The sequence below is a fragment of the Streptomyces sp. NPDC059037 genome, assembly GCF_042740015.1.
GTDB lineage: Bacteria > Actinomycetota > Actinomycetes > Streptomycetales > Streptomycetaceae > Streptomyces.
In genome coordinates this window covers 1-18879 of sequence record NZ_JBHYIG010000196.1, presented here as the reverse complement: position 1 = coordinate 18879, position 18879 = coordinate 1, and the positions used below count along the sequence as shown (strand labels likewise).

Below are 18879 nucleotides of genomic sequence, written 5' to 3'. Positions count from 1 at the left end.
AGGCGCCGCTAGCTCAGTTGGTTAGAGCAGCTGACTCTTAATCAGCGGGTCCGGGGTTCGAGTCCCTGGCGGCGCACAGACGGTGAGAAGCCCCTCGCGGAAGCGGGGGGCTTCTCGCGTATATCCCCCGCGTATCCCTCGCATATCCCCCGCATATCCCTCGCACCGGTGAGGACAGCTCACGGCGGGCGTCGCGATACTGGCACGGCCTCCTGCCCCGAGGAGTCCGTCATGCCGCCTCGTCCGTCCAGCCATCCGTACGTCGTCGACGGCGCGCTCGCCGCCCTCGTGCTCTGCGCCGTCTCGCTGCAGTTCCTCTTCCCCGAGGAGGGCGGCGACGAGCTGACCTGGGGCGGGTTCGCGCTCGGTGCCGGGACCGCGGTGCCGCTGGTGTGGCGGCGGCGCGCCCCCTTCGGCTGCGCCGCCGTGATCGCCTTCTTCACGCCCGCCATGGCGCTCTACCACCGGCCCCCGCCCGACGTCTGCTTCGGCGGCATGGTCGCCCTCTACACCGTGGCCGCCATCGGCTCACCGTGGAAACGGCGCGTCATGCTCGCCAGCTGGCTGACGGGGGCCGCCGTCACCATGGCCCTCAAGGAGCACGCCGAGCCGTACGAGTACCCCTTCCACCTGCTCAGCCTCATCAGCGCGTACGCCCTCGGAGCCTTCGCCCGCGTCCAGCGCGCCTACACCGCCGCGATCGAGGACCGGGCCCGGCGGCTCGAACGGGAGCGGGCCGGCGAGACGGCGCGGGCGGTCACCCAGGAGCGGGCCAGGATCGCGCGCGACATGCACGACATCCTCGCCCACGCGGTGAGCCTGATGGTGGTCCAGGCGGAGGCGGGGCCCGTCGTCGTCCGCAGCGATCCGGCCCGCGCGGAGGGGGCGTTCGACGCGATCGCCGGGGCGGGGCGCGACGCGATGGTGCAGTTGCGGCGCATTCTGGGGGTGCTGCGGGAGCCCTCCGTTCCCGGCGGGCTCGGGCCGCAGCCTACGCTCGCCGCGTTGCCGGAGCTGGCGATGGTCGTCGAACAGGCGGGCATCCGGGTCGAGCTGGGGGCGGACGGGACGCCTCGGCCGTTGCCGCCGGACGTCGAGGTCGCCGCGTACCGCATCGTCCAGGAAGCGCTGACCAACTGCGTCAAGCACGCGGCGGCGCGGGAGGTTCGCGTCCAACTGGGCTGGGGGGAGGGTGAGTTGGTGGTCAGCGTCGTCGACGACGGGACAGGAGCTGCCCCCGCCGACGGCCGGTTCGGAGGGGGGCACGGGCTCATCGGGATCCATGAACGCGCCGCCGCCTGCTCAGGCACCGCCGAAGCCGGGGACGGACCCGGCGGCGGATTCCGTGTCGCCGCGCGGCTGCCCACGGCATCCTTGGGGGATGAGCATCCGGGTGGTGGTCGCCGACGACCAGGAGCTGGTGCGCAGCGGCTTCTCGATGATCCTCGAGGCACAGTCCGACATCGAGGTGGTGGCGGAGGCGGGTGACGGCGCGCAGGCGGTGGCCGCCGTGCGCCAACACGCCCCGGACGTCCTGCTGTTGGACATCCGCATGCCGGGCACGGACGGCATCGAGGCGGCCCGGCAGGTGTGCGCGCGGACCAGCTGCCGGGTCGTCATGCTGACCACCTTCGACCTCGATGAGTATGTGTACGAGGCGCTGTACGCGGGAGCGAGCGGCTTCCTGCTCAAGGACGTCCGCAGGGACGACCTGGTGCATGCGGTGCGGGTCGTGGCCGCCGGGGACTCGCTCCTCGCCCCCTCGGTGACGCGGCGCCTGGTCGCGGACGTGGTCCAGCGGCGGCGCGCGGCGCTCGGTGCCGCGCCCATGTCGCCGTCCGAACGCCTCGCGGTCCTCACCGCGAGGGAGGAGGAGACCCTGCGGCTGCTGGCCCGCGGGCTCTCCAACGCGGAGATCGCGGCGGCGTTCGTGGTCAGCGAGCACACGGTGAAGACGCACGTCAGCAATGTCCTGTCCAAGCTGGTGCTGCGGGATCGTGTGCAGGCTGTCATTTGCGCTTACGAGACGGGTCTTGTGGTGCCGGGGGAGGGTTAGCCGCGGCCGTGGCCCGGAGGCAGTGGTCCTGGAAACGCCTCTCCCCCGCCCGACCGACACCTAGCCCCCGCGAGGGACCCCGCAAGACCACCCCCCACGGCGATCCCCCGCCCCGTCGGCGCCGCGACTCTGAGGGACGGCAACCCGGACCGTCCCAAGGAGAGGCCATGCTCGCCACCCTCGCCCGCACAGCCACCCGCCGCCCCCGCACAGTGATCCTCACCTGGCTGCTCCTCCTCGTCCTGGGCCTCGGCTTCGGCACCCGGGTCTTCGGTGACCTCACGTCGACCGTCGAGGACGTGCCCGGCAGTGAATCCGTCGTGGCGGACGAACTGCTCGGCAGGCTCACCCCGGACGGCGACTCCATCAACGCCGTCCTCTCCGGCGCCGACGTCGAGTCCACGCGGGTCCGCGCGCAGGTCGCGGACGCCGTCACCGACGTACGGAAACAGCCCGGCATCGCCCGGGTGCCCGACCCCTACGCCACCCGCGGCCTCGTCGCCGAGGACGGCAGGGCGCTCCTGATCCCCGTCACCCTCAAGGGCGGCCTCGACGACGACGCCGAGGAGGAGGCGGTCGGCGACGCGGCCGACCGGATCCGTGAGATCGGCGCCGCCGATGTCGCCGTCAGCGGCGGCCCGCTGCTCGGCGAGCAACTCGGCGGCCGGGCCCAAGAGGACGTCGCACGAGCCGAGTTGATCACCCTGCCCGCCGTGCTTGTCGTCCTGCTGCTGATCTTCGGCGGGCTGCGGGCCGCCGGACTTCCGCTCCTGGTGACCGTCAGCGGAGTCGCCGGCGCCTTCCTGACCCTCTACGGCTTCAGCCAGTTCACCGAGATCTCCGTCTACGCCGTCCAGATCGTCACCATGCTCGGGCTCGGACTCGCCGTCGACTACGCCCTGTTGATGGTGATGCGGTTCCGTGAGGAGCGGGGGAAGACGGACGATGTGGCAGAGGCAGTGCACGCGACCGTCGCCCGTGCCGGACGCACCGTCCTGTTCTCCGGGCTCACCGTCGCCATCAGCCTCTCCGGGCTCGTCTGGTTCGCCAGCCCGTTCCTGCGCAGCATGGGTCTTGCCGCCGGCGCGGTGGTCGTCGTCGACATGCTGGCCGCGCTGACCCTGCTGCCCGCGCTGCTCGCCCTGTTCGGCGGCAAGATCGCACGGCGGAAGGGCAAGCCGGGTGGCGAGCCCGGTGCCTTCTTCGCCCGTGTCGCGCTCTTCTCCGCGCGCCGTCCCGTGGCCGTCGGCACCGCCGTGGTCGCCGTGCTCGCCGTCCTCGCGCTGCCCGCCTTCGGGATGCGGATCAACATCGGCGACGCGCGGCAGCTGCCGGAGAGCACCGAGGCGCGGCAGTTGTACGACACCGTGCGCGAGCACTATCCGGCGGGGACGGACACCGATCCGGTGCAGGTGCTCATCAGGCCGGGGGCGGAATCCGGCTACGACGGCGCGATCCGGGCCCTGCCGGGCATCGCCTCGGCCCAGAGCGAGCGGCTCTCCGACGGGACCACGCTGCTCGAACTCACCCCCGCCGGTTCCGTCGACGGGCCCACCGCCACCCGGCTCGTGGAGGACATCCGCGATCTGCGCGGCGCCGATCCCGTCGAGGTCACCGGGAACGCCGCGAGCCTCGTCGACTTCCGCTCGATGCTCGCCGAGCGCGCGCCCTGGGCCGTACTCACCGTCCTGACCGGCCTGTTCGCCCTGCTCTTCGCGTTCACCGGGTCGCTGCTCATTCCACTTCGTACGCTCCTGACCACCCTGCTCAGCCTGGGCGCGGCGCTCGGCGTCGTGGTGTGGGTGTTCCAGGACGGGCATCTGGCGGGGCTGCTCGGCGGTGAGGGGCTCGGGGCGCTGAGCCTGACCGCGCCGCCGCTGATCATCGCGATCGCGTTCGGACTCGCCATGGACTACGAGCTGTTCATCCTGTCCCGGATGCGGGAGAGCCGCCTGGAGACGGGGGACGACCGCGCCGCGGTCGTCGAAGGGCTGCGCCGCTCGGGGCGCGTGGTCAGCTGTGCGGCGCTGCTGCTCGCGATCGTCTTCGGCGGCTTCATGACCGGCGGGTTCTCACCGATCCTGCAGATCGGCCTCGGTCTGACGCTCGCGGTCCTCATCGACGCAACGGTCGTCCGGATGCTGCTCGTACCGGCGACGATGACGCTGCTCGGGCGCCGCGCCTGGTGGGCGCCGCCGTCGCTGCGGCGCATCCATCGGCGGTACGGGCTCCGCGAGGCGCCGCCCGCCGATGAGGTGCCGGTCAGGCAAGCACCACCCAGTCCATGACGAGCGCCGCCACCAGGCCGACGGCGAGCAGATAGCTGCCCAGCCGGGTCCTGCCCCGCCTGCTGAGTTCGATCACCAGGCCGCAGAGGACGAGCAGCAGCCCGTACACCCCCACGACCAGGACGGACGAGCGGCTCGCCAGGCGTACGGCGAGCACCACGGCCGCCGCGGCCATCAGCACCGAGGCCGCGGCGATCCGTATGCGCCGTGCCTGGCTCGGGGTGAGGCCTGCCCTCATCTGGTCTGACGTGCTCATGGTTATGAATCGTAATCGACCAGGCCGGTGGCCACTGCAAGGATCTGGACAGTGGTGCCTCGGACTACGCCCGCAAGTACGCAAGGACCGCAAGCACCCGGCGATGCGTTCCTTCCCCCGGTGGCAGCCCCAGCTTGCCGAGGATGTTGCCGATGTGTTTGCCCACCGCCGCCTCGCTGACGACCAGTTCGGCGGCGATCGCGCCGTTCGACCTGCCCTCGGCGACCAGGCCGAGCACCTCGCGCTCGCGCGGCGTGAGCTGCTCAAGGGGGTCGCGGCGGCGGCGCAGCAACTGCCGTACGACTTCCGGGTCCACGACCGTTCCGCCGTCCGCGACCCGCTCGACCGCATCGGCGAACTGCTCGACCTGGCCCACGCGGTCCTTGAGCAGATAGCCGACGCCGGTGCCGTCGCCGGTGTCCAGGAGTTCGGCGGCGTACGAACGCTGGACGTACTGGCTGAGCACGAGCACCGGGAGCTTCGGCCGCTCGGCCCGCAGGGCGACGGCGGCGCGCAGGCCCTCGTCCTGGAAGCCGGGGGGCATGCGTACGTCGGTGAGGACGAGGTCCGGGTCGTGCCGCTCGACGGCGGCGCGGAGTTCATCGGCGTCGCCGAGCGCGGCAGGGACCTCGTGGCCGAAGCGGGTGAGCAGTCCGATCAGGCCCTCGCGCAGCAGCACGCTGTCCTCCGCGAGGACGATCTTCAGTCGGCGGCTGCTGGTGCTTGCGCTGGCTGCGGCTGGGCTCGGCACGGGATCTCCATGGACAGTACGGTCGGCCCGCCGGGCGGACTGGTGAGCGTCAGTGTGCCATCGAGCACCGCGATGCGGTCCGCGAGGCCGGTCAGGCCGGTGCCGCGGCTGGGGTCCGCGCCGCCCTTGCCTTCGTCCCGTACGTCGATGCGGAGGAGGCCCCGCTGATGACGTGCCGTGATGTGCGCGCGGGGCGCCTCGCTGTGGCGGGCGATGTTGGTGAGGGCCTCGCGGGTGGTGAAGTACCCGGCGGATTCGACGGGTTCGGGGAGGCGGGGCAGGTCCAGGTCGGTGTCCACGGGGATCGGTGAGCGGTCGGCGGCGTCCTCGATGGCTGCGGCGAGGCCGTAGTCGGCGAGGACTTGGGGGTGGATGCCGCGGATGAGTTCGCGCAGTTCCGTGAGGACGTTCCCCGCTTCGTCGTGGGCCGTGGCGAGCCGGGCCGCCAGGGGGCTGCCGGGGGTGGCGTCGAGCCTGGCGAGGCCGAGGGCCATGGTGAGAGCGACGAGCCGCTGCTGGGCCCCATCGTGCAAGTCCCTTTCCACACGCCGCCGTTCGGCCTCGAAGGCGTCCACCAGACGGGCCCTGGAGCGGGTCACTTCGGCGAGCCTGCTGCTGAGCTCGGCCTCGCGGGGCGCGAGGAGGAGGCGGGCGAGGGCGGCGCGGGCGGCGGCGTAACCGCCGAGGGGGTAAAGGAGCGGGGCGAGCAGGGCAAGGCCGAGCAGGGCGGCGGCGAAGGCGCTCGGGTAGTCGCCGATCAGCCAGAGCTTGGCGGCGCGGATCTCGCCGCCGTCGAGGGCGAGTTGGGCGGGGGCCGCGATGAGCAGGGCGGGGACGCCGACGGTGCAGGCCAGGACGAGCAGGTCAAGGGGCCAGAGCACGAGGGCGAGCAGCGCGGTGTACGCGAGCTCCCGCCAGGTGGCCTGTTCCTTGACCCGCAGCGTGAACCAGGCGGGGATGCCGGGGGCTTCGGGGGTGCGGTGGGGAGTGGGCGCGGGGCCGGGATCCACGGGGCGGAGGCGGCGGCGCTCCAGGGCGGCGACGGGGATGCCGGTGAAGGCGAGCAGGGCGAGGAGGGGGAGGCCGATGAGTACGAGGCTGAGCGCGACGCCGGCGAGGGCGGCGGCAAGACCACCGACGAGCACGACCACTCCGAGGACGACACCGCCCCCGAGGTAGCCGAGGGCCCGCCACGGAGCACTGCTCGCCAGATACCCCCGCCGCCGCAGCGCCGTCGACACGCTCTCCTGGGCCATGGGGGCAGGGTAGGGGAGCCCTCCCTACGAGGGACGAGGCAGCTACGACTCCGGTCCCACGCGGGGCTTGCCCCGGGTCTGCGACTCCGGGTCCCGCGCGGGGCTTGCTCCCCTGCACCCCGGGTCCGCGACTCCGGTCCCGCACGGAGCTTGCTCCCCTGCACCCCGGGTCTGCGACTCCGGGTCCCGCGCGGGGCTTGCTCCCCTGCACCCCGGGTCCGCGACTCCGGTCCCGCACGGGGCTTACTCTCCTGCACCCGGGTCCGCGACTCCCGTCCCGCACGGAGCTTGCTCTCCTGCACCCCGGGTCCGCGACTCCGGTCCCGCACGGAGCTTGCTCTCCTTGCCCACCAGACTGCGACTCCGGGTCCCATCGCCCAACCCGCTCTGTCCCACCGCTTCGCGGCGGATCTTTCCCGCCCACCCACCCGATCACCCTGCGGGGCAATCGGGCGGGTGGGCGGGAAAGGCCTGTTCGGTGAGCCGGGGGTGCGGGGTGATCGGGCGGGTGGGTGGGAAGGGCCTGTTCGGGGCCCGCGGCCGCGCGGTGCCGGTCAGCTGGGCGGCAGCAGACCCTCGCGGGCGTGCGCGCGGTACTCGGCCAGGAGGGAGGCGACGTCCGGCGGCGCCAGCAGGCGATAGGCGGCCGAACCCGGGGGGCGCCACCAGACCGGGTCGGGGCAACGGAAGCCCGCCTTCCGCAAAGCGCTCCGCGCAACCTTGTTCGTCGCCGTCACCGGCATCCGCCGGACCACCCGCACGAAGCGGGGCGCCATCTTCGTCCCCAGGTCCGGCTGGGAAAGGAGGAACTCGGCAAAGGCGAGGGGGTCGAAGTCCGTACCGGCGCGGGGCGCGACCGCCGCCATCACCTGATCCCCGGCCACCGGATCCGGCACCGCGTACACCGCCACCCCCGCCGCCCCGGCATACCGCGCCAGAATGTTCTCGATCACCGCCGCCGCCAGGTTCTCGCTGTCCACCCGGAGCCGGTCGTCCGTGCGCCCCGCGAAGTAGAGGAAGCCCTCCGCGTCGCGGTAGAAGAGGTCCCCCGTCCAGTACCACCCGCCCCGCAGCCGCGCCGCATCCGCCTCCGCATTGCGCCAGTACCCCTCGAAGGGACTGCGCCCCTTGTTCACCAACTCCCCTATCGCCGCATCCCCGTTGAGCAGCCGCCCGTCCGAGGCGAAGACCGCGGGGGGACACTCCAGAAACGTGCCGGGGTCCACCACGGCGAGCTCGTCCCCCGGCGCCGCCCTGCCGATCGCCGCGGCCGGCGTCCCCGGCGTCCGCTGGATCGCCGCCCCGCCCTCGGACGACCCGTACCCCTCCACGAGCCGCACCCCGAACCGCTCCTCGAACCGCGCCGCGTCCACCGCCCCGGCCTCCGTGCCGAAGCCCATGCGCAGGGGGTTCCGGGTGTCGTCGGCCCGCTCCGGCGTCGCCAGGAGGTACTGCACGGCACGGCCCACGTAGGTGAAGTACGTCGCCCCGTACGCGCGTACGTCGTCCAGGAACGCCGAAGCCGAGAAGCGCCGCCGCAGCGCCACCCCCGCCCCGGCCGCGAGCGCCGGCGCCCAGTCCGCGATCACCGCGTTGCCGTGGAACATGGGCATGCAGATGTAGTGGACGTCGGACGGATCGACCCCGAAGTGCGTGACCAGGGACTGCCCCGCCGCGGCAAGCCGGCCCTGGCTGCAGATCGCCGCCTTGGGCGCGCCCGTCGAACCCGAGGTGAAGTAGAGGAGCATCCGGGCGGCCGGCGTCGCGGCAGGGGATATCTCCGGGGTCGCGTCGGCGTAGGGGGAGAGGAGGTCGCCGTATGCGTCCGAATCCGTCACCAGGACGCGTACGTCCGGGAGTTGGAGGCCGTCGAGGAGCGGGAGGTGGGATCGTTCGGTGATCAGGACCCTGCAGTCCGTGTGAACGATGTCGCGGGCCAGCTCGGCGCCTCTGCGGGTGGGATTGATGCCCGCGACCGCCGCGCCCGCGAGCGCCGCCGCGCTCAGCCACAGGGGGTACTCGGGGGTGTTGTCAAGCAGCACGCCGATGTGCGGCTCGGCTCCCCTCGGCAGGAGGTCCGCGAGAAGCGCGGCCCTCGCGGCCGCGCCCGCCGCGATCTGGTGCTGGGTCAGCGCCTTGTGCTCGAAGTGCAGGCCGGGGCGGTGGTCGCCCCAGCGCGCCTGTACGAGTTCGGCGACGGTACTCCCGGTGGCCTTCATGGCCGCGCACGATAATTGATGGGCCGTCAGATGAGGAGAGGGCCTACGGAAGGTCCGACCCGAACATGTCGTTCGCCAACATGTCGTTCGCCGTCACCATGAAGAAGACGCAGAAGGCGAGCATGACGCCGAAGAAGCACAGCAGGCCGATCGTGCCCGCCGCGCTCTTGACGGGGCTCGGCGCGTGCGCCGTCGCCTTCTCGGGGCGGTCGGCCGTGTAGTGCACGGTGACGAAGTCGCCCTCGACGGTCGTCGCCGGGCCGTTCTCCTCCTCGAAGCGGACCGCACGGCCGCCGGGTGGCGTGAACTCGTAGACGTGGTGGAGCGTGGTGGTGACGTGGCCGCTGTCGCCGTGGCTACGCGTCGTCGTGTACGTCCGCAGGCAGCGCGCCTCCGCCGTGAGCCCGCTCGACCAGGCCTGCCTGAGCTCCAGGGAGCGCTTGACCACCTTGACCGCCATGGCGATCACCACCGCCGCGATCAGGGTCGGTACGGCGTAAAACATGAACTCCATGGCTGTCCCCCGATAGTTGATGCAAGTCGCACCAGCTGCTGGTGCTGTTCCGCGCACGCCGTCCCGGTCATGGACGGCGTGCGCAGAACCTACCCGCGGGGAGAGCCGTGGCTCCTCAAGCCAAGCTCAGAATTTGACGTCCGAGCAGGCATAGAAGGCGTTCGACGTGTCGTGGACCGTCCACACCGCGACGATCACGTGGTGCCCGCTCCTGCCGCCGGGGATCGTCCCGGCGTGCGAGAGCGTGGCGGGCGGCTGCTGTCCGCCGTAGGGGACGTCGAGGAACGGGGTGGTGTCGAGAGCCGCCCGGGTCAGCGGCTTGCTCTCGTCCCAACCCTGCTTGGTGATGTAGTACTTGAAGTCCGTGGTGCTGTGCCGTGCCGTGAACTGCCAGCGGAACGTGTAGCTCTGCCCGCCGCTGACACTGGTCGCGGGCCAGGCGCCGCCGCCCGGCGCCGTCGGCTGGTTGAGCGAGTCGAAGCCGCCGATGCCCGCCGAGCAGATCTTGCCGTCGGCGGGACCCGCCGCCGGGAAGCCCTTGGGGCCCTCGACGCTCTGGGGTTCGTACTGGATGGAACCGCAGCCGCTCACCGTGCCGTTGGCACAGTTGATCTGGCGGCTGGCCGGCAGGTCCGTGTAGCCGTGGCTGCTCGCGCCGCCGGACGAGAGCGCGAGGGCCCCGACCGTGGTGACGCCGAGCAGGGCCGCGTACGTCTTCTTGTTTCGCATGCTGCCGCTCCAGGGGGAAACGTGGGGGGGTTCCGTGAGCTGTGCGCGCACTGCGGGGCGAGTTCTGCGGTCTAGACCAAGTTCAGATTATGGCCGGTAGTTGAACATGTCCATACCAAGTGTGGAGAGGGTTCGGTCGCAGCGGTGGCGCGACCTCTCGACCAGGTCGCCGTTCGGGTCGTCGTTCGTCTCCACCCACGCACGGGCCTCGTCGGACGTCCGCCCGCCCGCCAACTGCCGCTCAAGCAGCCTTGGTTGACGCACCTCTCCCGGCGTCTGCACGTACCAGCACTCCCCCATGAGCTCCCGGGCCGCACGCCAGCCGGGCAGATCGCAGGCGAGATAGTTCCCCTCGGTGACGACGAGCCGGGCGGCGGGCGGGACACGGTGCCGGGCGGCCACCGGCTCGTGGAGGGTGCGGTCGTAATCGGGTACGTAGATGTCCGCGCCGGTGTCATCGAGGACCCGGCCGAGCAGCGCGACGTATCCCCGGACGTCGAAGCTCGGCTCCGAACCCTTGCGGGAGGTGAGGGAGAGGCGCTCCAGCTGGGCGTTCGACAGGTGGAATCCGTCGAGCGGCAGATAGGCGGCGCCCTCACCGATCGCCGCCACAAGGGCGCGCGCCAGCGTCGACTTGCCGGCGCCGGGCGGCCCCGCGATCCCCAGGAGGGTGCGGGGCCGGCCCGCGGTCAGCCGCCAGGCGTCCTTGGCGAGGGCGGTCAGTTCGGGCGTGGCGGGGTCAGCGGTCTCCATGCCCCGTATAGAACGCCACCGTCAGGTCCTTGACCAAGGCCTTGCGCTCGTAGTCGTCGAGCTCGACCAGGCCCCGGGTGGTCAGCCGGGTCACCGTGTCCTCGACGGAGTCCACCACCGAGGTGAGCACGGTGTCGCGGTGCCGGGCGTCCAGGGCTTCGACCCGGCGGCGGTGCATGGTCTCCGCGACCTCGGGGGCGTACTCGATCCGGGTCGGCTGGGCCGAGAAGATCTCGATGCCGACCGGCTCGGCCTCCGCGGCGAGCATCCGGGTCAGCGCGTCACCGACGGCGTCCGCGTCGCGCAGGGTCGGGGTGTCGTCGTGGAAGGCGTCGGCGGGCAGCCGGGAGAGCACGCGGGCCGTCGCCGCCTCGACGCACTCGCGCAGATACTCCTGGTGGTCGGCGACGCCGAGGGTCGCCCGCGCCGCGTCCTTGACCCGCCACACGACGAGCACGACGACCCGCAGCGCGACCCCGCCCCGGTCCACGGCCGGCATCGGTTCACTGCGCCAGTGCCTCAGGCGTACGTCGACACGGCGGCGCAGGAGGAGCGGGTTGACCCACATCAGGCCGGTCCGGCGGACGCTGCCGCGGTACCGCCCGAAGAGGGTGAGCACCCACGCCTTGCCGACCCGGCCCCTTGCCAGCCCCCCGAACCCGAACAGGGCGAGCGCCCCGGATCCCGCGAGCGCCGCCCACTGCGCGAGGTCGATCCCGCTGTACTCCGCGGCTTCCGGCAGCCCCGCCACCCCGGCAAGCGGCTCGGGCAGCACCCCGGCCCACCACAGCGCGGCCGCACACCCGGCGGCCCCCGCGGCCCCGCCGAGCACGCCGACCCCGCCGGGCAGCACCCGCGCGGGCCGCTCGGCGATGGCGGGGTCGACGGCGGGCACGGGACGCGCCACCGCGGGCCGCGGCGCGGGCCGCCGGGCAGTGGCGCGCGGCTGCTCGCCCGTGCCCTGCCGCCGCCGCACGACCGCGGGCGTCAGCGGGACCCCGGGATCGCCCGGGTCGTCCCGGAAGAGCAGGTGCAGGGGGATCTCGGTGGTGGCCTCGCTGTGGATGAGCCGCTGCGAGCGGGCGGCGGGGTCCGGCTGCCCGTCGGGGTGGGATGGCTGCGGGGTCTGTGGCTCTGAGGCCGCCGTCGCACTCATCCTTGCCTCCACTTCATTCGTACCTCGATCTCATACGTAACCGAGTCACCTTCATGCCCCGGTCCGACCCGTGGCCGGGGGCTCACGAGAACAGCCGCCGCCACGTCTCGGGCCCCGGATAGCCGTCCGCCGCGACGCCCCGCCAGCCCTGGGCGCGCTGGAACGCCTCGACGTTGCGGCGGTCGCTCTCGCTCCAGCGCGGGCTCGGACCCTGGGCGTAGTGCTTGCCGAAGCCCTTCTTCACCAGCTGTCTGCCGAGCTCCTCGATCGACGGGCTCGACTGGCCGGGGCGGAACACTCCCCTGCCGGGGTACGCGGGGACCTTGGCGTGGGAGCCGCCGGAGCCGGCACCCGCCCCCGCCGCGGGGATGTCCCGCCCCTTGCCCTTCATCAGGTACGACCACGTCGTCGGACCCGGCAGGCCGTCCGCGTCCGCGCCGCTCCAGCCCTGCGCCAGCTGGAACGCCCGCGTGGCCCTGCGGTCCGCGTCACCCCAGCGCGGTCCGGGCCCCGTGCGGTAGAAGCGGCCACCGCCCCGGCCGACCAGCGCCTTGCCGAGCCGCGTGACGTACTTGTTGTCCGCACCGGGGCCGAACGACCCGGCTCCCGGGTAGCGCGTTCCCGTGCTCGGGCCCGAGCCGCCCGCAGCACCGTCCGTCACGCCCTTGTAGCGGTAGGCCAGATAGCGGCCCGCATTGCTCCAATAGGCATAGGGAGTCGTCTGCTTCCGGGCGTACGGACGGGCCTGTTCGTACGCCGTGTACCGGGTGCGCGACGCGTCCGTCCAGCCGCCGAAAATCGTCACGTGCGAACCCTTCTCGGGGTTCGCCGGATTATGGAAGAGAAGGATGTCCCCGGGCTTCAGCTGGGCCTTCGTAATACGGACCGCGTACGCCGCGAGGCTTCCCGTCCATTCATTGCCGCCGAGATTCCAGGCCATCGAGACAAAGCCCGAGCAGTCCTGCCGGTATCCGTCGGACCAGAAGGCGTCCATGCTGTACGGCACCTTCGCGGCGACCCACTTCCCGGCCCGCTGCAGGATCTCGGCCCGTGTCGTCGCCCGTACCGCGGAGTCGGCCGACGGGCCCGGAGCGCCCAGTGCGCCCGGCGCTCCGTACAGCGCGCTCGTGCCGCCCTGCGGGCCAGGACCGTCATCTCCGGGGACGGCGGGACCGGCCGGTGTCCGTGGCACCCCCGGCGCCGCCACCGCCGGCAGCGCCTGTCCGCCGCCGAGCACCGTGCCCGCCGCCGTGGCGAGCACGAGGGCCCGGCGAGCCCCGTGCGCCGCGGGGTGGCCGCCAAGACGTACGGGAAGTCCGCGAGCCAGGTCCCTTCGCCGGTGAATGCATCCGGGGCAGTCACAGTCGCTCTCGGGCTCGAATTCCTCGAATACCGGAGCACCGTCCATGCGATTCCCCTCACACTCCGGATAAGAATGTCCGCGTCGCATCTGCACGATCGTCAGTTTCTCAACTGTCCGGCGATATCGCATGTTGACGGTCCGAAAGGTGGATCCGCCCCGCATTCACTCCCCCCACCGCCCCCGGACCGGCCCCGAGCAAAGCGCGCTCGAAGCTCAGCCCAATGCCACCCCGAGCACCCGCAAGCTCCCGGATGGTCCGGAGCACCCGTCGGCATCCGGTAGAGTTCTCCAGGTCAGCACGCGCCGCTAGCTCAGTTGGTTAGAGCAGCTGACTCTTAATCAGCGGGTCCGGGGTTCGAGTCCCTGGCGGCGCACAGACTGCGAAAGCCCTCCGTTCACGCGGGGGGCTTTTGTCATGCCACCACTGGCACGGGTGCCGCTACCGTTGCGCCATGGCGCGCGACATCCAGGAGCGGATCAAGAAGCTCATCATCGACCAGCGGCTGCCCTCCGGCGCCTCCCTGCCCACCGAACCGGAGCTGATGGAGCGCCTCGGCGTCAGTCGGAACTCCGTACGGGAGGCGCTCAAGGCTCTCCAGGCGATGGGGATCGTGGAGATCCGTCATGGTTTCGGCACATATGTCGGACCCATGTCGATGGCGCCCATGATCGAGGGCCTCGCCTTCCGCACGGTGGCCGGCCACTACCGGGGCGAGGACAGCCTGCTCCAGCTCCTGGAGCTGAGGGAGGCCGTGGAGACCGGGCTCATCGCGCGCCTCGCGGGCGCCATCCCGGCCGCCGACCTGGCCGAACTGGACGCCCTCGTGGATCAAATGGAGGCCGAGGCGACGGCGCAGGGCACGCGGAACAGCCGGGACGCCACCGTCCACGCCGAGACCGACCGCGCATTTCACGCCACTCTTTACCGGTGTCTGCGCAACCCGCTGCTCGGCGAGGTCCTGGAGGCGTTCTGGGACGCCTTCCATCGGGTGCGCACCGACCTGGTGGACGTGCCGCACGATCCCAAGGTCACCTGCCGCCAGCACCGCGACATCCTCGACGCGGTCCGCTCCGGGGACGCGGTCCGAGCCGAGCGGGCAATACGGGAACACTTCGGTAATATTCGAACGCGATTGAGCTCTCCCGCCCCAGAGGTTTCCCCAAATCGCTCGTATGACCGGTAAACACCTTGTTTCGCTCTTGCGATCATGGCTAGGGGCGTAGAACCTTGTGCTGGAGCCACTGGCTCTCATGAGGCAGGCGGTACGAGGCAGTTGGGGGGCCTCACCACCTACCGGAAAGAGCCACGGGGACGGGGGTCCCGTTCATTAACGGATGCCTAGGGGGGCATCATGCAACCGGAAGGTTGTCGTCCCCGTCTAAGGGGACGGTGGCCTGCCACTGATGCGTCCGTGAAGGTCGAGGGGGACCGGACCGGGCGGAAGGACCAACGAACACGCGGGTGACCGCGTGCGGGGGGATGACTCATGACGTCGACGCCGACGGGCGCGCGGCCGGACGACCCGTCACAGACGACCCAACTGCGGGTGCCATCGCACCGGACGGGCGGGTTCCGGCGTATCAAGAAGGCGCTGCCGAGATACGACTACGAGCATTACAGCCGTCTCGCGGGGCCGCTCACGCAGCCTGATCCGAACAAGCCGTACAAGGTGCAGTACCGCTCCCTGCTCTCGCAGGAGCCGCACCGGATCCGGGCCGCCCTGATGCTGGGCGCCGCGCCGCTGCTCTCGCTCGTCCTGCTCGCCTGGCTGCTCCAGCCGACGCACTGGACCGAGCGCGACTACGTGGCCAACGACTGGCTGCCGGTGCTCGACGTCGTCATGCTCGTCTCGATCGGCCTGATCGAGTTCTTCCGCTGCATGAACGTGCTCTCGAACGCGCACGCCACGCTCGTCGCCCGTGACCCGATACCCGTCGTGCCGGAGACCGGCACCCGGGTCGCCTTCCTCACCTCGTTCGTGCCCGGCAAGGAGCCGCTCGAGATGGTGACGAAGACGCTGGAGGCGGCGGTCAAGATCCGCCACCGCGGCCTGATGCACGTCTGGCTCCTCGACGAGGGCGACGACCCCGCGGTGAAGGAGGTCTGCGCCAGGCTCGGCGTGCACCACTTCTCGCGCAAGGGCGTCGCGAAGTGGAACCTGGCCAAGGGCCCGCACCGCGCCAAGACCAAGCACGGCAACTACAACGCCTGGCTGGACGCGCACGGCGACGACTACGACTACTTCGCGTCGGTCGACACCGACCACGTGCCGATGCCGAACTACCTGGAGCGGATGCTCGGCTTCTTCCGCGACGAGAACGTCGGCTTCGTCATCGGCCCGCAGGTCTACGGCAACTACGACAACTTCATCACGAAGGCCGCCGAGTCCCAGCAGTTCCTCTTCCACGCCCTCATCCAGCGTGCGGGCAACGCCTACGGCGCCCCGATGTTCGTCGGTACGAGCAACGCCGTACGCATCAAGGCGCTGAAGCAGATCGGCGGTCTGTACGACTCGATCACCGAGGACATGGCGACGGGCTTCGAGATCCACCGCGCCACGAACCCGAAGACCGGCAAGAAGTGGAAGTCGGTCTACACCCCGGACGTGCTCGCGGTCGGCGAGGGCCCCAACGCCTGGACGGACTTCTTCACGCAGCAGCTGCGGTGGTCGCGCGGTACGTACGAGACCATCCTCAAGCAGTTCTGGAAGGCGCCGTTCTCGCTGCCGCCGGGGCGGCTCTTCAACTACACGATGATGGTCATCTTCTACCCGATGTCCGCCATGAACTGGATCCTGGCCGCGCTCAGTTGCGCGCTGTTCCTGGGCATGGGCGCATCGGGCGTGAACATCGACCCGACGATCTGGCTGATGCTGTACGGCAACGCGTCGGCGCTGCAGATCGGCCTCTACATCTGGAACCGTCGCCACAACGTCTCGCCGCACGAGCCCGAGGGCTCCGGCGGCATCGCGGGCATGATCATGTCCGCGCTCTCCGCGCCGGTGTACGCGCGCTCGCTCCTGGACACCGTGCTGCGCCGCAAGAGCAAGTTCGTGGTGACCCCCAAGGGCGATTCGGCAAGCCCGGACACACTGTTCGGCACGTTCCGCATCCACCTGTTCTTCATCCTGGTCTTCGGCGGTTCGATGGCCGCCGCGTTCATCTACGACCACGCCCACCCGGCGATGATCATCTGGGCCACGTTCGCCCTGCTGATCACGGCGGCGCCGATCTTCGCGTGGCGCTGGGGCATGCGGCAGGAGAAGAAGAAGCGCAAGTCGCGGCATGGGGCAGGACCTTCGGGACCACCGTCCGGCGGCGGGGACCCGATGGTGCCGCAGCAGCGCGACACCACGGCACAGCTGCCGCAGGCGCCGCACGCAGTACAAGCGCCACAGACGCCACAGGCACCGCACGCGCCGCAGCAGAAGCCCAGCTGGGCGGCGACCGACCAGACCATGCAGATTTCCCTTGGGGGACGTAAGAAATGAAAGACCGTTCCAGCCGCCGCCGCGCCCGCCGCATCGCGATAGGCGCGGCGGTGGTCATAGCGCTGGCCGGGATGAACGGCCCGTGGCTGTGGCGCGTGGGTTCGGAGAAGTACCACGACTACAAGATCAACAAGCCGGAGTACAAGGCCGACAACGGCCACTGGCAAGTCGTGAACTTCCCCGAGGAGTACCGCCAGAACACCATCCACGCGGCGCTCCTGCACACCGGCAAGATCCTCCTGGTCGCCGGCTCCGGCAACAACCAGAAGAACTTCGACGCCAAGAAGTTCGACACGCGCCTGTGGGACCCGGTCAAGAACACGATCAAGAAGATCAAGACGCCCGTCGACCTCTTCTGCACCGGCCACACCCAGCTCGCCAACGGCAATCTCCTCATAGCCGGCGGCACCCAGCGCTACGAGAAGCTCAAGGGCGACATCACCAAGGCCGGCGGCCTGATGGTGGTGCACAACGAAGACCCGGACAAGCCGATCACGCTGCCCGCCGGCACCAGGTTCACCGGCAAGAAGAACGGCAAGACGTTCGTCTCCAAGGACCCGGTCGTCGTCGAGCGCGCGAAGAAGGTCTTCAACAAGCAGACCGGCGCGTTCATACGCAACGAGCCGGGCCTCGGCCGGGTGTACGTCGAGGCGCAGAAGAGCGGCACGAAGTACGAGACGGGCACGCAGGACAACTACCGCGTGCAGGGCCTCAAGGGCGCCGCGACCCGCAACACGTACGGCATCGCGCAGAAGCTTGCCCTGGACAAGAAGGACTTCCAGGGGATCAAGGACTCCTTCGAGTTCGACCCGGTCGCCGAGAGGTACATCAAGGTCGACCCGATGAACGAGGCCCGCTGGTACCCCACGCTGACCACGCTCTCGGACGGCAAGGTGCTCAGCCTCTCCGGCCTCGACGAGATCGGCCAGCTGGTCCCGGGCAAGAACGAGATCTACGACCCGAAGACCAAGAAGTGGACGTACACCAAGCAGGTACGCCAGTTCCCGACCTACCCGGCGGTCTTCCAGCTGGAGAGCGGCAGGCTCTTCTACTCGGGATCGAACGCGGGCTACGGCCCTGACGACGTCGGCCGCAAGCCCGGCACCTGGGACCTGGAGACGAAGGGCAGCTGGAAGACGATTCCGGGGATGAGCGACCCGGACCTCCTGGAGACCTCCAACACGGTGGAGCTGCCGCCCGCGCAGGACCAGAAGTACATGGTCGTCGGCGGCGGCGGTGTCGGCGAGTCCAAGAAGTCCAGCAAGAAGACCCGCATCGTCGACCTCCTGGACGACAACCCGAAGTTCGTCGACGGGCCCGAGCTGGAGAAGGGCACCCGCTACCCGCAGGCCTCGACGCTGCCCGACGACTCGGTCCTGATATCCGGCGGCTCCGAGGACTACCGCGGCCGCAGCGACTCGAACATCAAGCAGGCGCGGATCTACGACGCCAAGACCGGCAAGATGCGCCGCGTCGCGGACCCGGAGGTAGGCCGCAACTACCACTCGGGCTCGCTCCTGCTGCCCGACGGCCGCGTGATGTTCTTCGGCTCCGACTCGCTCTATGCCGACAAGGCCAACACCAAGCCCGGCACCTTCGAGCAGCGCATCGAGATCTACACGCCGCCGTACCTGTACCACGGCTCGCAGCCGACGCTGAGCGGCGGCCCGGAGGAGATCAAGCGGGGCGGGTCCGGCACGTTCAAGTCGAAGCATGCCTCGTCCATCAAGACGGCCCGCCTTATTCGGCCGAGCGCGTCGACGCATGTGACGGACATCGACCAGACGTCGGTGGCCCTGGACCTGAAGAAGTCCGCGGACGGCGTCACGGTGACGATTCCCAAGGAGCGGAGCCTGGTGGAGTCGGGCTGGTACATGCTCTTCGTCACGGACGACCAGGGCACACCCAGTAAGGCCCAGTGGGTGCACGTGCCGTAAGGAGCGCCCCGTCAGGGGCGCGGGGGGGCGCAGGGCGGGGGCGCAAATAAAAACCAGCGTGGGCGGCGGCACGAGGACGCGCAGCCGGCGCCGGGGGGAGTGGTTGGGTG

General features: G+C 70.8%; 15 protein-coding genes and 2 tRNA genes. 8 read left to right on the top strand and 9 right to left on the bottom strand.

All coding sequences use genetic code 11. The features are described 5' to 3' along the window. Window positions 1-2: 2 nt before the first annotated feature. The 4 genes from ACFWY6_RS31525 (at window position 3) to ACFWY6_RS31510 (ending at window position 4344) form a co-directional block, all read left to right on the top strand. Window positions 3-76 (top strand) — tRNA-Lys (locus tag ACFWY6_RS31525). A 155-nt stretch (window positions 77-231) separates the two neighbouring features. After that, the gene (locus ACFWY6_RS31520) at window positions 232-1488 is read left to right on the top strand and encodes a sensor histidine kinase (protein ID WP_384697554.1); all 1257 of its coding nucleotides are present in this window, start codon (window positions 232-234) and stop codon (window positions 1486-1488) included. Beyond that, a complete protein-coding gene (locus ACFWY6_RS31515) occupies window positions 1382-2056 on the top strand; it encodes a response regulator (protein WP_384697551.1) in 675 nt (224 codons plus the stop codon). The genes ACFWY6_RS31520 and ACFWY6_RS31515 overlap by 107 nt, the downstream gene beginning before the upstream one ends. 167 nt (window positions 2057-2223) lie before the next feature. Further along, window positions 2224-4344, top strand: a complete 2121-nt coding sequence (locus tag ACFWY6_RS31510; protein ID WP_384697548.1) for an MMPL family transporter — start codon at window positions 2224-2226, stop codon at window positions 4342-4344. On the opposite strand, the gene ACFWY6_RS31505 is transcribed toward ACFWY6_RS31510, so the two are convergent. From ACFWY6_RS31505 to ACFWY6_RS31465, 9 genes are all read right to left on the bottom strand, one after another. After that, window positions 4319-4600, bottom strand: a complete 282-nt coding sequence (locus ACFWY6_RS31505) for a hypothetical protein (RefSeq protein ID WP_361821206.1) — start codon at window positions 4598-4600, stop codon at window positions 4319-4321. The two genes, ACFWY6_RS31510 and ACFWY6_RS31505, sit on opposite strands and share 26 nt — an antisense overlap. A gap of 64 nt (window positions 4601-4664) precedes the next feature. After that, a complete protein-coding gene (locus ACFWY6_RS31500; RefSeq protein ID WP_384697545.1) occupies window positions 4665-5351 on the bottom strand; it encodes a response regulator in 687 nt (228 codons plus the stop codon). Continuing rightward, window positions 5303-6607 (bottom strand): sensor histidine kinase, encoded by a 1305-nt coding sequence (locus ACFWY6_RS31495; RefSeq protein ID WP_384697542.1) that lies wholly within the window; start codon window positions 6605-6607, stop codon window positions 5303-5305. The genes ACFWY6_RS31500 and ACFWY6_RS31495 overlap by 49 nt, the downstream gene beginning before the upstream one ends. Window positions 6608-7161: 554 nt before the next feature. Beyond that, window positions 7162-8826, bottom strand: coding sequence for an AMP-binding protein (locus ACFWY6_RS31490; protein ID WP_384697539.1), 1665 nt, complete (start codon window positions 8824-8826; stop codon window positions 7162-7164). Window positions 8827-8869: 43 nt separating this feature from the next. Continuing rightward, window positions 8870-9340, bottom strand: a complete 471-nt coding sequence (locus ACFWY6_RS31485) for a DUF3592 domain-containing protein (RefSeq protein WP_384697536.1) — start codon at window positions 9338-9340, stop codon at window positions 8870-8872. Between the two features lie 126 nt (window positions 9341-9466). After that, window positions 9467-10069: a lytic polysaccharide monooxygenase gene (locus ACFWY6_RS31480; protein ID WP_266866628.1), complete on the bottom strand. Its 603-nt coding sequence runs from the start codon at window positions 10067-10069 to the stop codon at window positions 9467-9469. Between the two features lie 87 nt (window positions 10070-10156). Next, window positions 10157-10822 (bottom strand): nucleoside/nucleotide kinase family protein, encoded by a 666-nt coding sequence (locus tag ACFWY6_RS31475; protein WP_384697533.1) that lies wholly within the window; start codon window positions 10820-10822, stop codon window positions 10157-10159. Then, window positions 10809-11978, bottom strand: coding sequence for an SPFH domain-containing protein (locus ACFWY6_RS31470; RefSeq protein WP_384697530.1), 1170 nt, complete (start codon window positions 11976-11978; stop codon window positions 10809-10811). The genes ACFWY6_RS31475 and ACFWY6_RS31470 overlap by 14 nt, the downstream gene beginning before the upstream one ends. Window positions 11979-12060: 82 nt before the next feature. Then, window positions 12061-13386 carry a peptidoglycan-binding protein gene (locus tag ACFWY6_RS31465; protein WP_384697527.1) on the bottom strand — a complete coding sequence of 442 codons (1326 nt, stop codon included), beginning with the start codon at window positions 13384-13386 and terminating at the stop codon, window positions 12061-12063. 255 nt (window positions 13387-13641) lie between these two features. Here ACFWY6_RS31465 and ACFWY6_RS31460 point away from each other — a divergent pair. The 4 genes from ACFWY6_RS31460 to ACFWY6_RS31445 all read left to right on the top strand — a co-directional run bounded on the left by ACFWY6_RS31460 (window position 13642) and on the right by ACFWY6_RS31445 (window position 18769). Continuing rightward, window positions 13642-13715, top strand: a tRNA-Lys gene (locus ACFWY6_RS31460). A 78-nt stretch (window positions 13716-13793) separates the two neighbouring features. Continuing rightward, window positions 13794-14525, top strand: a complete 732-nt coding sequence (locus ACFWY6_RS31455; protein WP_384697524.1) for a FadR/GntR family transcriptional regulator — start codon at window positions 13794-13796, stop codon at window positions 14523-14525. A 303-nt stretch (window positions 14526-14828) separates the two neighbouring features. Then, entirely contained in the window at window positions 14829-16832 is a 2004-nt protein-coding gene (locus ACFWY6_RS31450; protein WP_384697522.1) for a glycosyltransferase family 2 protein, read from the top strand. Then, window positions 16829-18769, top strand: a complete 1941-nt coding sequence (locus ACFWY6_RS31445) for a galactose oxidase-like domain-containing protein (protein WP_384697519.1) — start codon at window positions 16829-16831, stop codon at window positions 18767-18769. The genes ACFWY6_RS31450 and ACFWY6_RS31445 overlap by 4 nt, the downstream gene beginning before the upstream one ends. Window positions 18770-18879 lie beyond the last annotated feature (110 nt).

Coding starts and splice junctions, on each gene's coding strand:
- ACFWY6_RS31520 (WP_384697554.1), top strand. CDS start 232: ATGCCGCCTCGTCCGTCCAGCCATCCGTACGTCGTCGACGGCGCGCTC.
- ACFWY6_RS31515 (WP_384697551.1), top strand. CDS start 1,382: ATGAGCATCCGGGTGGTGGTCGCCGACGACCAGGAGCTGGTGCGCAGC.
- ACFWY6_RS31510 (WP_384697548.1), top strand. CDS start 2,224: ATGCTCGCCACCCTCGCCCGCACAGCCACCCGCCGCCCCCGCACAGTG.
- ACFWY6_RS31505 (WP_361821206.1), bottom strand. CDS start 4,600: ATGAGCACGTCAGACCAGATGAGGGCAGGCCTCACCCCGAGCCAGGCA.
- ACFWY6_RS31495 (WP_384697542.1), bottom strand. CDS start 6,607: ATGGCCCAGGAGAGCGTGTCGACGGCGCTGCGGCGGCGGGGGTATCTG.
- ACFWY6_RS31490 (WP_384697539.1), bottom strand. CDS start 8,826: ATGAAGGCCACCGGGAGTACCGTCGCCGAACTCGTACAGGCGCGCTGG.
- ACFWY6_RS31485 (WP_384697536.1), bottom strand. CDS start 9,340: ATGGAGTTCATGTTTTACGCCGTACCGACCCTGATCGCGGCGGTGGTG.
- ACFWY6_RS31480 (WP_266866628.1), bottom strand. CDS start 10,069: ATGCGAAACAAGAAGACGTACGCGGCCCTGCTCGGCGTCACCACGGTC.
- ACFWY6_RS31475 (WP_384697533.1), bottom strand. CDS start 10,822: ATGGAGACCGCTGACCCCGCCACGCCCGAACTGACCGCCCTCGCCAAG.
- ACFWY6_RS31470 (WP_384697530.1), bottom strand. CDS start 11,978: ATGAGTGCGACGGCGGCCTCAGAGCCACAGACCCCGCAGCCATCCCAC.
- ACFWY6_RS31465 (WP_384697527.1), bottom strand. CDS start 13,386: ATGGACGGTGCTCCGGTATTCGAGGAATTCGAGCCCGAGAGCGACTGT.
- ACFWY6_RS31455 (WP_384697524.1), top strand. CDS start 13,794: ATGGCGCGCGACATCCAGGAGCGGATCAAGAAGCTCATCATCGACCAG.
- ACFWY6_RS31450 (WP_384697522.1), top strand. CDS start 14,829: ATGACGTCGACGCCGACGGGCGCGCGGCCGGACGACCCGTCACAGACG.
- ACFWY6_RS31445 (WP_384697519.1), top strand. CDS start 16,829: ATGAAAGACCGTTCCAGCCGCCGCCGCGCCCGCCGCATCGCGATAGGC.